Consider the following 13,247-nt stretch of genomic DNA (forward strand, 5'->3'; position numbering starts at 1 on the left):
CCTCGACGTCGACGGAGTCCACGCCCCCCGCGCGGTGGTGACCGGTCAGTCGACCGGGTCCGGCAGTACCCGAAGGTGCCCGCGACGTCCCGGACGGGGGCGGGTCTGGTGTCGCGGGGCCCCGGCCGGCTGCGACGGTGCATCGACCGGTCCGGCGCGGTGGCGCCCCGATCGACGATCCTCCACGGCCTCGCGGTGAGCGTCGGCGAAGTGGGTGTCCTCGAAGGAGTCGAGTGCGTCGATGGGACCGCGGTCGACATACCGCGGGCGTCCGCCCCCGGCGACGGCCCCGGCTTCCCGAACCGCCTCGGCGAGGGCGGTCAGCTCCTGATCCTCGGCCGGCGGCGCGGAGAAACCGCGCTCGCTGCGCAGCATCTCCCAACCCCGCGGGACGGTGATCCGGCGGGCGTGGTCCTCGCACAGGTCCCAGGAGTGCGGCTCCTGCGACGTCGCGAGCGGACCGATCACCGCGGTCGACTCGGCGTAGACGAAGGTCAGGGTAGCCACCGCGGATCGGGCGCAGCCGGGTCGGCAGCACAGTCGGGGAAGCTTCACGTGACGAGATTAGCCCTCGTCGCTCGCAACCACCTCGACGACACGCTCACGGCGCGGGCGCCGGCGATGACACGGGCGGCCGGAGGAGACAGGGGCTCACCCGACCTCCTACACTCTCGCCATGCGTATCGACCCGAAGCCGACTCCACGTGGCTCCTCCGGCCTGCCGGAGTCCCGCCGCGGCCGGCGGCGGGTGGGGCGTCATCGTGATCGTCGCGGACGTGGACTTCGCTCGCCGCTGCTCCCCCAGGGGGTGCCCGCGCACAACAGCCGATCCGACGAATTCGACGCGGTCGCGCTGGAGGCATTCGCGGAGATCGACGCGCAGTGGCATGACCAGATCGCCGGCCTCGACATCGCCGTCGACGAGATCCCGCGGCTGCTGCCGCGCGATCCGGAGACCGTCGAGTGGCCCGACGAGGTGACCGCCGACGGCGCCGTCCCACTGGCTCGGCTGATTCCCGCCGGGATGGATGTGAACGGTGCGCCGACGCGTGCGCAGATCATCCTGTTCCGCCGGCCCCTGGAGTCCCGGGCCAAGAAGGGCACCGAGTTGCTGGATCTGATCCACGAGGTCCTCGTGCAACAGGTGGCGACCCACCTGGGCGTCGACGAAGACACGATCGACCGCGGACCAGAGTGATCCGCGGTCGAGTACTGCGGTAGCCGTTCGGCCGGCCGACAGTGAGGTCGATCGATGCGTCGGGCGATCCCCGGATGGGGCCGCCGACTCAGATGATGCCGCGCTTGAGGCGACGGCGCTCACGCTCGGACAAGCCGCCCCAGATCCCGAAGCGCTCGTCGTTGTGCAGTGCGTACTCGAGGCATTCGGATTTCACCTCGCAGCCCTGGCAGATCCGCTTGGCCTCGCGCGTCGACCCACCCTTCTCGGGGAAGAACGCCTCGGGGTCGGTCTGCGCGCACAGGGCGCGGTCCTGCCACTGGTCCTCGACGGCGTCGAAGAGATCGTCGAAGTCGTTGGGCACCAACGACAGATGACGACGGCCCGGGTCGGCGTCGTCGGCGACGGGCGTCCCTAAGTCGGTGCCGACACCGACAACCGACGAGGTGGCGGTGCCACCGATCATCGAATCATCAACGGGGCCAAGAGTATTGAATTCGGCGATGAATTGCGGGCGATTCTGTGGTTCAAGCGGATTGCCGATCGGGTTTTCCAAAGCCATCGTCGGCGCCTCCTAGCTCGGGATGTTGGTAGTTTCTGCGTCCTTTGCGAACACGGCCTGTAGCGCCGCACCCACCACTGTTGCCACACCACTTGTACTACGGATGCGGAAACTCCCACATCAGTCGTACACACACAGCGCCCGAGCGACGGCCCGCGAAGTGCCGGAACCGACCCTCACCCGAGTTCGAACATACAATCGAATCCGTTGAAGTCCAGCGGTTTTCGATCCAGAGGTTCTCGATCTCAAACTCGGAATGACACTGATGTGATTACACACGCCCGGGGCGGTCGCGGTCAAGTTGAAGTCAAAGATTCTCTGTTTACCACCAGGATCCGACAACGCTGTGACTCGACACGACATTGACCTCAACCCGACGTGAATGTCACACCGACCCCGGCACCCGTCGGAATCGTCCCCGACCGCGCCGACAGCCCCTGACCGCCCTCGCACACCGCGCACTACAGTGGCGGTGTGAAGGAGTACCTGCTGTGAAGGTGACCGTACTCGTCGGGGGCGTCGGAGGGGCACGATTCCTCCTCGGTCTGCGCGAATTGTTCGGGCCGACGGCGTTCCCGGCCCCGCAGGACGACTCGTCCGGGGGGCAGGCGAGCGAACACGAGATCACCGCGATCGTGAACGTCGGCGACGACGCGTGGATGCACGGCGTCCGCATCTGTCCTGATCTGGACACGTGCATGTACACCCTCGGCGGCGGGATCGATCCCGAACGCGGGTGGGGCCGGCGCGACGAGTCCTGGCACGCGAAGGAGGAACTCGCCGCCTACGGTGCCGATCCGGACTGGTTCGGCCTCGGCGATCGCGACCTCGCGACGCATCTCATCCGGACCCAGATGCTCGATGCCGGGTACCGGCTGTCCGACGTCACCGCCGCGCTGTCCCGCCGATGGAATCCCGGTGTGCGGCTCCTGCCCGTGACCGACGACCGTCACGAGACCCACGTCGTGGTCGCCAAGCCCGACGGCGAGGACGGCGAACGGGTCGCGATCCACTTCCAGGAATGGTGGGTGCGCCATCGCGCCCAGATCCCCACCTTCGGTTTCGCGCAGGTCGGTTCGGATGACACCGCACCTGCACCCGGCGTCCTCGACGCGATCGCCGACGCCGACGTCGTCCTGCTCGCACCGTCGAACCCGGTCGTGAGCATCGGCGCGATCGTCAGCGTTCCCGGGATGCGCAGCGCGCTGCGGCAGACGAAGGCCCCGGTGGTCGGTATCTCACCGGTCATCGACAATCGGCCGCTGCGCGGCATGGCCGACGAGTGTCTGTCGGTGATCGAGGTCGAGTCCTCGGCAGAGGGCATCGCCGGGCACTACGGCGCCCGCAGCGGCAACGGCATCCTGGACGGGTGGTTGATCGCCGAGGGCGACCACGCCACCGTCGACGGCATCGCCATCGGCGCCGCACCCCTCCTCATGACCGATCCCGCCTCCACCGCCCAGATGGTGCGCGCGGCGTGCGCGCTCGTCGACGTCGCGCTCCCCGACTCCAACCAGGGCAGCGCGTGACCGCCCGCCCCGACCACCGCGCCCCGGGCCACCTCGAGATCCATCCGGTGACCGGCCTGCCCGAGTTCACCGCCGACTCCGACGTCGCGCGCGAGATCCTCTCCGCCGCACCGTGGCTCGAGTCCGGTGACGTCCTGGTGGTCACCAGCAAGATCATCTCCAAGGCGGAGGGCCGGATGGTCGACGCGCCGAGCGACCCCGAGGAGCGCGACGCGTTGCGCCGGCGCCTCGTCGACGACGAATCGGTGCGCGTGCTGGCACGCAAGAACCGGACCCTGATCACCGAGAACCGGCTGGGCCTGGTCCAGGCCGCGGCCGGGATCGACGGCTCGAACGTACGCAGCGACCAGCTCGCACTGCTCCCGGAGAACCCCGACCGCAGCGCGGCGGCCCTCCGACTCGCCATCGCCGAGGTCGCCGACCTCGACGTCGCGGTGATCATCACCGACACGATGGGCCGCGCCTGGCGGACCGGGCAGACCGACGTCGCCATCGGCGCGTCGGGCATCGCCGTGACCCATCCGTACGAGGGCGGTGTCGACGACTACGGAAACCCGTTGATCGTCACCGAGATCGCGGTGGCCGACGAACTCGCCGCGGCGGCCGATCTCGTGAAGGGCAAACTCGCGGCGGTCCCCGTCGCCGTCGTCCGCGGCTTCGGTCCGGCGGACGACGGGACCACGGCCGCCGCTCTGATCCGCCCCTACGAGGAGGACCTGTTCCGCCTCGGGACCGAGGAGGCGATCGCCCAGGGACGTCGTGAGGCCATCCGCACGCGGCGTTCGGTGCGGAACTTCGCCGACCGGCCTGTCGACCCCGCCGAGTTGCGTGCCGCGCTCGGCGAGGCGCTCACCGCCCCCGCTCCGCACCACACGCATCCGGTCCGCTTCGTCTGGGTGCGGTCCGGCCCGCGGCGCCGGGAACTCCTCGACGCGATGGCGCAGGAGTGGCGCGCCGACCTCGAATCGGATTCCAAGACAACCGAGTCCATCGAGAAACGGTTGCGGCGCGGCCAGATCCTCTACGACGCCCCGGAACTGGTGATCCCGTTCCTCGTGCCCGACGGCGTTCACGAGTACCCCGACGAGCGGCGGAACACGGCCGAACACACGATGTTCACCGTGGCCGCAGGCGGAGCGGTCGCCACCCTGCTCACGGCGCTGTCGGTGCGCGACCTCGGCAGCTGCTGGATCGGGTCGACCATCTTCGCCGCGCCGACCGTACGCCGAGTCCTCGGCCTCGAGCCGAGTTGGGAACCACTCGGCGCGGTCGCGATCGGTCACCCCCTCGAGCCGGCGGGCCTGCGCGACCCCGCCCCCACCGCCGATTGGGTACTCGAGCTGTGACCGCCGAGTCGCTGCACGCATCCGCCGTCGAGGCCCTCACCCATTGGGACACATCCGATCCCGACCAGGACACGCTCCGTCACACGTACCTCGCATTCCTGGCGGCATCCTCGCAGGCATGCCTACGAGCCAGTGCGCCGGGACATCTGACGGGTTCGGCGATCGTCTTCGACGCCACCCGCCGGCACGTCCTGCTCACCCTGCATCCCCGGGTCGGCAAGTGGATTCAGCTCGGCGGACACTGCGAACCGGCCGACGACACCATCGCCGACGCGGCGCTGCGTGAGGCGCGAGAGGAATCGGGCATGCCCGACCTCGTGCTCGACTCGGCGGACCCCGCCGATCCCGGAGGCGGGATCGTGCATCTGCACACCCACCCGATCACCTGCTCGCTGGGCGTCCCCACGCGCCACCTCGACGTCCGGTACCGGGTGATCGCCGCACCGACGTCCGACGGCGGACTACCGCGCGTCGTGCGCAGCGACGAGTCGGTGGATCTGCGCTGGTGGCCGATCGATGCACTCCCGGACGACGCCGGAGACGACATCGCGACACTCATCGGCGCGGCCTTGCGGGACGGACATCCGCGCTAGACCCGGATGTTCTTCCCTACCGTCACCACACCACCGGCGCTGACCGAGAACCGCTCGCGGTCGGCGCTCACGTCGACACCGAGTTGCTCGCCGTCGCCCACCACGACGTTCTTGTCGAGGATCGCTTTACGGACGACGGCACCCTTTCCGACGCGGACGCCGGGCATCAGCACGCTGCCCTCGACCACCGCGCCGTCCTCGACGATGACGTTCGAGGACAGCACCGAGTTGCGGACCGTGCCCCCGGAGATGATGCAGCCGGATCCCACGACCGAGTCCTCGGCGACCCCGGACTGGACGAACTTGGCGGGCGGCAGGTTGTGTGTCTCGCCGCGGATGGGCCAGCGGCCGTTGTACAGATTGAAGATCGGGTGCACCGACACGAGGTCCATGTGTGCCTCGTAGAACGCGTCCAGCGTTCCGACGTCCCGCCAGTAGCCGGTGTCGCGTTCGGTGGCACCGGGGACGTCGTTGTCCTTGAAGTCGTAGACATACGCGGTGTCCCGGCGCACGAAGGCCGGAATGATGTCGCCGCCCATGTCGTGGTCGGAGTCCGAATCGGCGGCGTCGGCGCGCAGCGCGTCGACCAGCGCCTCGGTGGTGAACACATAGTTGCCCATCGACGCGAACGTCGACTCGGGATCGTCCGGCGTCCCCGGCGGATCCGTCGGCTTCTCCAGGAAGCGGGTGATCTTGCCGCTCTCGTCGGAGTCGATGCAGCCGAAGGCCGTCGCCTCGGCGCGCGGGACGCGGATTCCGGCGACCGTCACGTCGGCACCGGATTCGACGTGCGCCGCCACCATCTGCGACGGGTCCATCCGGTACACGTGGTCGGCGCCGAAGACGACGATGTACTCGGGCCGTTCGTCGGTGATGAGGTTCATCGACTGGAAGATCGCGTCGGCACTGCCAGTGTACCAGCGCGGTCCGAGCCGCTGCTGGGCCGGGACCGGGGTGATGTACTCGCCATGGAATCCCGACGTCCACCAGGTCTGCGAGATGTGCCGGTCCAGCGAGTGCGACTTGTATTGTGTCAGCACGCAAATGCGTTCGTAACCGGCATTGACCAGGTTGGACAACACGAAATCGATCAGCCGGTAGGCACCGCCGAAGGGCACCGCAGGTTTGGCGCGGTCCATCGTCAGCGGGTACAGACGCTTGCCTTCGCCGCCTGCGAGGACGATGCCGAGGACGTGCGGCTCAGATCTCACTCCCCCAACTTAACCGCCATCGAACCCGTCGGCCAGGTGACCGGGCCGGAAGAATGCCCGCGTCCCGGTCGCGGCGACCGTTTACCGGCACCGATGGCGAACTGCGCGCGATGGCACTAGCGTCGAGATCATGCGGGTGGCGATGATGACACGGGAATATCCACCTGAGGTCTACGGCGGTGCCGGTGTCCACGTCACCGAATTGGTCCGCCATCTCCGCGATCTCATCACCGTCGACGTGCACTGCATGGGCGCCGAACGGGAGACCGCCGCGGTGTACACCCCCGACCCCGGGCTGGCCGGGGCGAACGCGGCGATCACGACCCTCTCGGCCGACCTGCGGATGGCCGTGGGCGCGGCCGACGCCGACGTCGTGCACTCCCACACCTGGTACACCGGTCTCGCCGGGCACCTGGCCGGGCAGCTCTACGACGTGCCCCATGTCCTCACCGCGCATTCGCTCGAACCGTCGCGTCCGTGGAAGGCCGAGCAACTCGGCGGCGGGTATCGGGTGTCGAGCTGGGTCGAACGCAATGCGGTCGAGTACGCCGACGCCGTGATCGCGGTGAGTGCGGGCATGCGAACCGAGATCTGCGACACCTACCCGCGACTGGACCCCGAACGTGTCCACGTGGTGCGCAACGGGATCGACACCTCGCAGTGGTATCCGGTCGCCGACCCGTTCGGACCCGACTCGACACCCACGGCCCTCGGACTCGACCCCGACCGACCCATCGTGGCGTTCGTCGGCCGGATCACGCGGCAGAAGGGCGTCGCGCATCTCGTGGCCGCGGCCCACCGTTTCGACCCGGAGATCCAGCTCGTCCTCTGCGCAGGCGCACCGGACACCCCGGAGATCGGCGCCGAGATCGAGCGGGCGGTCGGCGAACTGTCGGCCTCGCGTCCCGACGTGCACTGGGTCCGCGAGATGCTCCCTCTCCCTCGCATCCGCGAGATACTGACAGCGGCAACGGTCTTCGTGTGCCCCTCGGTGTACGAGCCGCTGGGCATCGTGAACCTCGAGGCGATGGCCTGTGGCACCGCGGTGGTGGCCTCGGAGGTCGGCGGCATCCCCGAGGTGGTGCGCGACAACGTCACCGGCCGCCTCGTCCGCTACGACCCCGCCGATCCGGAGACGTTCGAACACGATCTGGCCGAGACGGTGAACGCGGTCGGTTCCGACACGGCCGCGGCATCGGCGATGGGCGCGGCCGGCCGCGAACGTGCCGACGCCGAGTTCTCCTGGGCATCGATCGCCGAACAGACCCTGGGCGTCTACGAGTCCGTCCGGCGCTGATCAGGGCGCCGTCCGCGGATGGGCCGGCACGTCGTGACCACGACCGACACCGTCACCGGTACGCGACCGTCCCCGGCGAAGTCGTCGGCACGAGAGCGGATGTCGGCCTCCTCGGAATGAAATGCCGAGGGTCCCATCGCGACCAGATCGCCGATGATCCCGGCGCCGACGTCCGCGGTGTACCGCAGTGGAGCCTCCTCGACCAGCTCGAAACCGTCGTCGAGCGCGGCACGAAGCCGTGCGGATTTCGCGGCGTCGACCCGGAGCATCTCCATCGGCTCGATGAGCTCGGAGAGGTGATCGGGCCCCGGGCTCACGATGATCAGTGCGCCATCAGGTGTCAGAACCCGGGCGAACTCGGACGCGTTCCGGGGCGCGAACACCGAGAGCACCACCGAGACAGCGTCATCGACGACCGGTAGCTCGCGCCAGACGTCGCCGACGACTGCGGCGAGCGCGTGCGGCTCCCGGGCGATGGCGCGCGCGCAGTATTTGGACAGGTCGATGCCGATTCCGGCGACCGGGGATTCGACGACACCGTCCGACGTTCCGCTCGCCGCGACCGCGGCGCGAAGATAGTGTCCGCCACCGGCGCCCGCGTCGAGGATCACGGGCCGCGGGACTCCGCTCGCGAACTCGGCGGCGAGTCGGGCGACGGAATCGACCACCGGGGCGAAGAAACCGGCGTCGTGCACACGCGCCCGGGCGGCCACCATGGCCGCGGTGTCGGCGCGCAACGAGCCCGACCGACCGTCGAGCAGTGAGACGTAGCCCTGCCGGGCGATGTCGAATGAATGAGCGTCGGGACAACGCAGAGCAGTGCCGTCGACCGAGAGCGGCCCGGTGCACACCGGGCATCGAAGGATCTCGACGATCGAAGTGAGGCCATGCGCCCGGTGCGGTGTCGGTGTGTCCGCCCGGGCCTCATGGGAACTGCCCTCGTGGGGCATGTTCAGCCGGTGACCCCGCGGAGTTCCTCGCCCAGCGCGGCTGCTTCGTCGGCGGTCAGCTCGACGACGAGTCGACCCCCACCCTCGATCGGAATCCGGACAACGATTCCACGCCCTTCTTTGGCCGCTTCGAGGGGGCCGTCCCCAGTACGTGGCTTCATTGCCGCCATTCTCAAGCTCCCTTCAAGGTCCCTGCTCCGAACATGATACGTGTAGGCGTCTCACACGATTGCCAGTGCGCGACACGCGCGCCGCGCGGAACCCGCTGCGCGCCTACCCCGGGGCCGTCGGCGGGCCCGGCCACCACGCGCCGGCACCACCGTTCTCGTGGTCGGCGGCCGCATCGTCGGGGTGCGTGTCGACCGGCGTCCCGGGCACCGGCTCCCGGTCGCGCAGGCGCGCGATCACCGAGCGCAGATCGTCGACCTCATGGGCGAGACGCGCCAGCGCCCAATCGACTTCGGCCTGCTTGTAGCCCCGCGGTGTCTGCGCGAACCGCAGCGCGCGGACGTCGTCGCCGGTGATCCCCACCGACGGCAGTCTCGTGAGGGTCGTGTCGGGCTCGACCGGCGGAAGATCTTCACCACGTCCGAACACGAACCAGACGATGGCGAACACGACCGCGATGACGAGCCCCATGATCAGCAGGTACAGCAGCAGCGTCTGCATGCGATCCATCCTGACAGAAGCACTCGGACCGGAGTCCGGCACAGCACGAACCCGACAACCGCTCCCGGTGTGGCGCGCGGTCGCCGGGTCCGTGTGGGTGCCGTGCCCGCTGCCCCTAGGAGGCCATCTCCTCGGCCTTGGTGTCCAGCACCCGCACGGTGTTCATCGGCGGACGATCCTCGAGGTAGACCTCGGTGGTGTGCGGTGTGAACGACCCATCGGGCTCGGCGGTGAACTGGGTCAGGCCGACACCCGAGTCCTCGATCCCGCACCGGCGCATGAGGGTTCCGACGATCTGCCGGCTCATGACCCCCAGTTCCACCAGCGGGCGGTTGCGATGGGTCCGGACCCCGAGGTTGACCTGACCGATACCGGCCAGACCGTGGCGGTCGTAGGTGTCGATGAGCAGCCCGATCTCCACCCCGTAGCCGGGCGCGAACGGGACCGACGACAGCAGCTCGCGCGTGCCGGCGTACTCGCCGCCGAGCGGCTGCAGCACTGCGGTGAGGTCGGGCTTCTGGGAGGCCAGGAGCGGCCGGGCGACGAGCTCGGTCACGCGACCGCCGCCGTTGGCGTCGTGGGTGCCGCCCGTGCGCAGCGGCCGCCGGTAGTAGCCCTTCACGAGCTGGATCTCGGGGTTGACGAGCAGCGGACCCAGCATCTTCGGCACGAACATCGGGTCCGGGTCGATGAGGTCGGAGTCGACGAAGGCGATGATGTCGCCGGTGGCCACGGCGATCGAACGCCAGAGCACCTCGCCCTTGCCCTTGACCGGGTCCAGCTCGGGGACCGCCTCCTCGCGGGTGACCACCTGCGCGCCGGCGGCGAGCGCTCGCTCGGCGGTCGCGTCGGTGGAACCGGAGTCCAGGACGATGACCTCGTCGACCAGGCTCCCGTAGAGCGGCATGATCGTCGCGATCACGTCGGCGACTGTCTCCTCCTCGTTCAGCGCGGGGAGCACGACCGAGATCGTCCGGCCGTCCTTCGCCTCGACGAGTTCGTCGATCGTCCAGTCGGGCTGTTCCCAGGTGTGGGTCGACGACCAGCGCTGCTCGGTTCCCGGGGCCTGCGCGACCGTCGGCCACATCGCGGCCTTGTCCCGGCTGATGACGGTGCTGGGCGTACGTCGCTTCTGCTTGGTCATGCGAGTCCCCTGACTGTTCGGGCGGGTGGTCTCGTTCCCGCGATGGCAGCGACCATGTCGACCACACGGCGAGTGGCGGCGACCTCGTGAACGCGGAAGATCCGGGCGCCCTGTGCGGCGGCCAGACTCGTCGCGGCCAGTGTCCCTTCCAATCGTTGCGCTAGGTCTGTACCCAGAGTCTCCCCTACGAAATCCTTGTTGCTCAGCGCCATGAGCACCGGCCAGCCCGTGTTAACAAGATCTTTCACGCCACGTAACAGAGCCAGCCCGTGGTGGGTGTTCTTGCCGAAATCGTGCGTCGGATCGATGACGATCGAGTCCCTCCGGACCCCCGCCGCGAGCGCCCGTTCGGCCGCGGAGGTCACCTCGCGGAGGACATCGGCCACCACTGCGTCCACCGAATCCCCGTATGCGACGCGGTGCGGGCGGGTCCGCACCACCGCTCCACCCGTGTGGGAACAGACGATTCCCGCACCCCGTTCGGCGGCAACGGCCACCACGTCGGGATCGACCCCCGCCCAGGTGTCGTTGATGAGGTCGGCCCCGGCGGCGCAGGCCTGGTCGGCGACCTCGCTGCGCCACGTGTCGACGCTGATCAGCACGTCCGGGTGGCGGTCGCGTATCCACGAGATCATGCCGACGACCCGGGCCGCCTCCGTGGCGGCATCGACCTCGCGACCCGGACCGGCCTTCACCCCGCCGACGTCGATGATGTCGGCGCCCTCGGCCACCACCCGATCGACGTGCGCCTGTGCGGCGGCGTCGTCGAAGCTCGCTCCCCGGTCGTAGAACGAGTCGGGGGTGCGATTGACGATCGCCATGACCAGCGCGCGATCGGTCGGCACCCGACGCCCGCACAGCGTCGGCGACACCGACGCCTCCGGGTTCGAACTCACCCCTTGGGCACCTTGGCCGCGGCGACGTCGTCGGGATAGCCGTCGTAGTACTCGGTGTAGCCCTTCTCCTTGCCGAGCAGTACGTGGAGTCGGTCGGCCTCGGCGTCGGCGTATCCCTCCTTGCGGAGCTCGACCTTGCGGTTCTTGAAGGTCGAGGTCTGCTCGAAGTCGTCGACGATCCGCACGAACAGCGGCACCGCGTACGACGGCAACGCGTCGTAGAGGTGACGGGCGAACTTGCTCGGATCGAGGTCGGCGCCCTCACGCAGCTTGATCGCGATCATCCCGGCGCGACCGTCGGTTCCCGGGACCTCGACGCCGTACGCGACGGACTGGGCGACGGCCTCGTAGGAGTCGACCGCCCCCTCGACCTGGGTCGTGGCGACGTTCTCACCCTTCCAGCGGAAGGTGTCACCGAGCCGGTCGACGAAGGCGATGTGGGCGAAGCCCTGATCGCGGACGAGGTCACCGGAGTTGAAGTAGGAGTCGCCGTCCTTGAAGGCGTCCCGGATGATCTTCTTCTCGGTCTCCTCGGAGTCGGTGTAACCGTCGACGGGCACCCGGTCGCTGATCTGCGCGAGCAGCAGGCCGGTGCCGCCCCGGCCGACCTTCACGAGCCGACCGTCGTCGCCGCGCTTGGGATTCCCCTCCTCGTCGTACTCCACGATCTTGTACGGGAGCGGGCAGAAGCCGGCGGTCTTGTCGACGCTGAACGCGTTGACGAACGCGAGGTTGAGTTCGCTGGCCCCGTAGAACTCGACGACGCGGTCGACGCCGAACCGCTCGCGGAACTCGTCCCAGATGTCCGGGCGCATACCGTTGCCGACCACGGTGTGTACGGAATGCTGGCGATCGGTGGGCTTCTCGGGCTGCGCGAGAAGGTAGCGACACAATTCGCCGATGTAGCAGAAGGCCGTCGCACGGTTGAGGATCACGTCGTCCCAGAACTTCGACGCCGAGAACGACCGCCCGATGGCGATACACGCGCCGGAGGCGAGGACCGACGACAGTGAGACCGACAGCGCGTTGTTGTGGTAGAGCGGCAGCGGCACGTACATAGTGTCGCTGTGGCGCAACCGCACCGCGAGACCACCGATGCCGGACAGGCTCGCCAGCCACCGGTTGTGGCTCATCACGCTCGCCTTCGGCATTCCGGTTGTACCGGAGGTGAAGATGTAGAAGGCCTTGGTCGACGCGGGCAGCTGCTCGGTGACCTCCGGATCGGCCTCGGAGAGCCCCTCGGCGGCGGCGGCGTCGAACTCGGCGAAGTCGTAGACATGTTGCGGCAGAACCGATTCCGGAATCGAGTCGAACGCCTCGGCACACTCGGGATCGTGGATGAGGACCGTGGCCTCCAGCAGTCCGACACTGTGCTCGAGCACCTCACCGCGCTGGTTGTAGTTCAGCATCCCGGCGATGGCACCGAGTTTGACGGTGGCGAGCATCAGCAGCAGGTCGGTCGTGCAGTTCTTGGACAGCAGCGCCACCACGTCGCCCGTGCCGACGCCGTCGGCCGAAAGCGCTGCGGCGTAACGGTTCACCCGGCGGTTGGCCTCACCGTAGGTGGTCGTGCGGCCCTCGAACCGGACGAAGGGGCGGTCGGGGTGCTCGGCCGCGAGCTTCTGGAAGACCGAACCGATGGTCCGCTTGGCCTCGGGTGGGCGACGGATGAGCCCCGGTGCGTGCTTGATCATCCCGGTCGCATGTGGCGCCATCTTCACCACACCACGAAGAAGGTCGGGGATACCGACCGTCTTCTTCACGCTCTGCTGCCGATTGTCCTGCTGCTCGACCTCTGGGGACATCTGCCCTCCGCTCTCCCGCTGGCATATCAGGTGCCCCGCGCACCCACGCGCTACCCTACCGGCCGGTA

Annotated in this window: 14 protein-coding genes; 5 read left to right on the forward strand and 9 right to left on the reverse strand. The window is 68.8% G+C overall.

Features of this window, described 5'->3' with window-relative positions:
* Positions 1-45: 45 nt before the first annotated feature.
* Entirely contained in the window at positions 46-555 is a 510-nt protein-coding gene (locus tag ABIC25_RS15780; RefSeq protein WP_354562176.1) for a DUF3499 domain-containing protein, read from the reverse strand.
* A 121-nt stretch (positions 556-676) separates the two neighbouring features.
* On the opposite strand from ABIC25_RS15780, the gene ABIC25_RS15785 reads away from it, so the two are divergent.
* Positions 677-1,198 (forward strand): metallopeptidase family protein, encoded by a 522-nt coding sequence (locus ABIC25_RS15785; RefSeq protein WP_004019240.1) that lies wholly within the window; start codon positions 677-679, stop codon positions 1,196-1,198.
* 88 nt (positions 1,199-1,286) lie between these two features.
* On the opposite strand, the gene ABIC25_RS15790 is transcribed toward ABIC25_RS15785, so the two are convergent.
* Entirely contained in the window at positions 1,287-1,550 is a 264-nt protein-coding gene (locus ABIC25_RS15790) for a WhiB family transcriptional regulator (RefSeq protein WP_180819320.1), read from the reverse strand.
* 680 nt (positions 1,551-2,230) lie between these two features.
* Here ABIC25_RS15790 and cofD point away from each other — a divergent pair.
* Genes cofD through ABIC25_RS15805 form a run of 3 tightly spaced genes read left to right on the forward strand, consistent with a single transcriptional unit; the run spans position 2,231 to position 5,207 of the window.
* A complete protein-coding gene (gene cofD / locus ABIC25_RS15795; RefSeq protein ID WP_004019238.1) occupies positions 2,231-3,268 on the forward strand; it encodes a 2-phospho-L-lactate transferase in 1,038 nt (345 codons plus the stop codon).
* Positions 3,265-4,614: a coenzyme F420-0:L-glutamate ligase gene (locus ABIC25_RS15800; RefSeq protein ID WP_354562178.1), complete on the forward strand. Its 1,350-nt coding sequence runs from the start codon at positions 3,265-3,267 to the stop codon at positions 4,612-4,614. The genes cofD and ABIC25_RS15800 overlap by 4 nt, the downstream gene beginning before the upstream one ends.
* Positions 4,611-5,207 (forward strand): NUDIX hydrolase, encoded by a 597-nt coding sequence (locus tag ABIC25_RS15805; protein ID WP_004019236.1) that lies wholly within the window; start codon positions 4,611-4,613, stop codon positions 5,205-5,207. The genes ABIC25_RS15800 and ABIC25_RS15805 overlap by 4 nt, the downstream gene beginning before the upstream one ends.
* Here ABIC25_RS15805 and glgC read toward each other — a convergent pair.
* Positions 5,204-6,418 (reverse strand): glucose-1-phosphate adenylyltransferase, encoded by a 1,215-nt coding sequence (glgC, locus tag ABIC25_RS15810; protein WP_086534567.1) that lies wholly within the window; start codon positions 6,416-6,418, stop codon positions 5,204-5,206. The two genes, ABIC25_RS15805 and glgC, sit on opposite strands and share 4 nt — an antisense overlap.
* Positions 6,419-6,548: 130 nt before the next feature.
* On the opposite strand from glgC, the gene glgA reads away from it, so the two are divergent.
* Positions 6,549-7,715: a glycogen synthase gene (gene glgA, locus ABIC25_RS15815; RefSeq protein ID WP_354562179.1), complete on the forward strand. Its 1,167-nt coding sequence runs from the start codon at positions 6,549-6,551 to the stop codon at positions 7,713-7,715.
* Here the strand turns inward: glgA and ABIC25_RS15820 are convergent.
* From ABIC25_RS15820 to ABIC25_RS15845, 6 genes are all read right to left on the reverse strand, one after another.
* Complete coding sequence (locus ABIC25_RS15820) at positions 7,694-8,665, reverse strand: putative RNA methyltransferase (RefSeq protein ID WP_354562181.1); 972 nt, start codon at positions 8,663-8,665, stop codon at positions 7,694-7,696. The two genes, glgA and ABIC25_RS15820, sit on opposite strands and share 22 nt — an antisense overlap.
* Positions 8,666-8,667: 2 nt before the next feature.
* Complete coding sequence (locus ABIC25_RS15825) at positions 8,668-8,835, reverse strand: DUF3117 domain-containing protein (RefSeq protein ID WP_004019232.1); 168 nt, start codon at positions 8,833-8,835, stop codon at positions 8,668-8,670.
* 103 nt (positions 8,836-8,938) lie between these two features.
* Entirely contained in the window at positions 8,939-9,334 is a 396-nt protein-coding gene (locus tag ABIC25_RS15830) for a DivIVA domain-containing protein (protein WP_354562182.1), read from the reverse strand.
* A gap of 115 nt (positions 9,335-9,449) precedes the next feature.
* The gene (locus ABIC25_RS15835; protein ID WP_101822781.1) at positions 9,450-10,478 is read right to left on the reverse strand and encodes a glucosyl-3-phosphoglycerate synthase; all 1,029 of its coding nucleotides are present in this window, start codon (positions 10,476-10,478) and stop codon (positions 9,450-9,452) included.
* Positions 10,475-11,299 carry a dihydropteroate synthase gene (gene folP, locus ABIC25_RS15840; RefSeq protein ID WP_354562318.1) on the reverse strand — a complete coding sequence of 275 codons (825 nt, stop codon included), beginning with the start codon at positions 11,297-11,299 and terminating at the stop codon, positions 10,475-10,477. Before folP ends, ABIC25_RS15835 begins: the two co-directional genes overlap by 4 nt.
* Before the next feature lie 71 nt (positions 11,300-11,370).
* Complete coding sequence (locus tag ABIC25_RS15845) at positions 11,371-13,179, reverse strand: long-chain-acyl-CoA synthetase (RefSeq protein ID WP_354562183.1); 1,809 nt, start codon at positions 13,177-13,179, stop codon at positions 11,371-11,373.
* Positions 13,180-13,247 lie beyond the last annotated feature (68 nt).

Source organism: Gordonia sp. PvP123 (assembly GCF_040547295.1).
GTDB lineage: Bacteria > Actinomycetota > Actinomycetes > Mycobacteriales > Mycobacteriaceae > Gordonia > Gordonia terrae.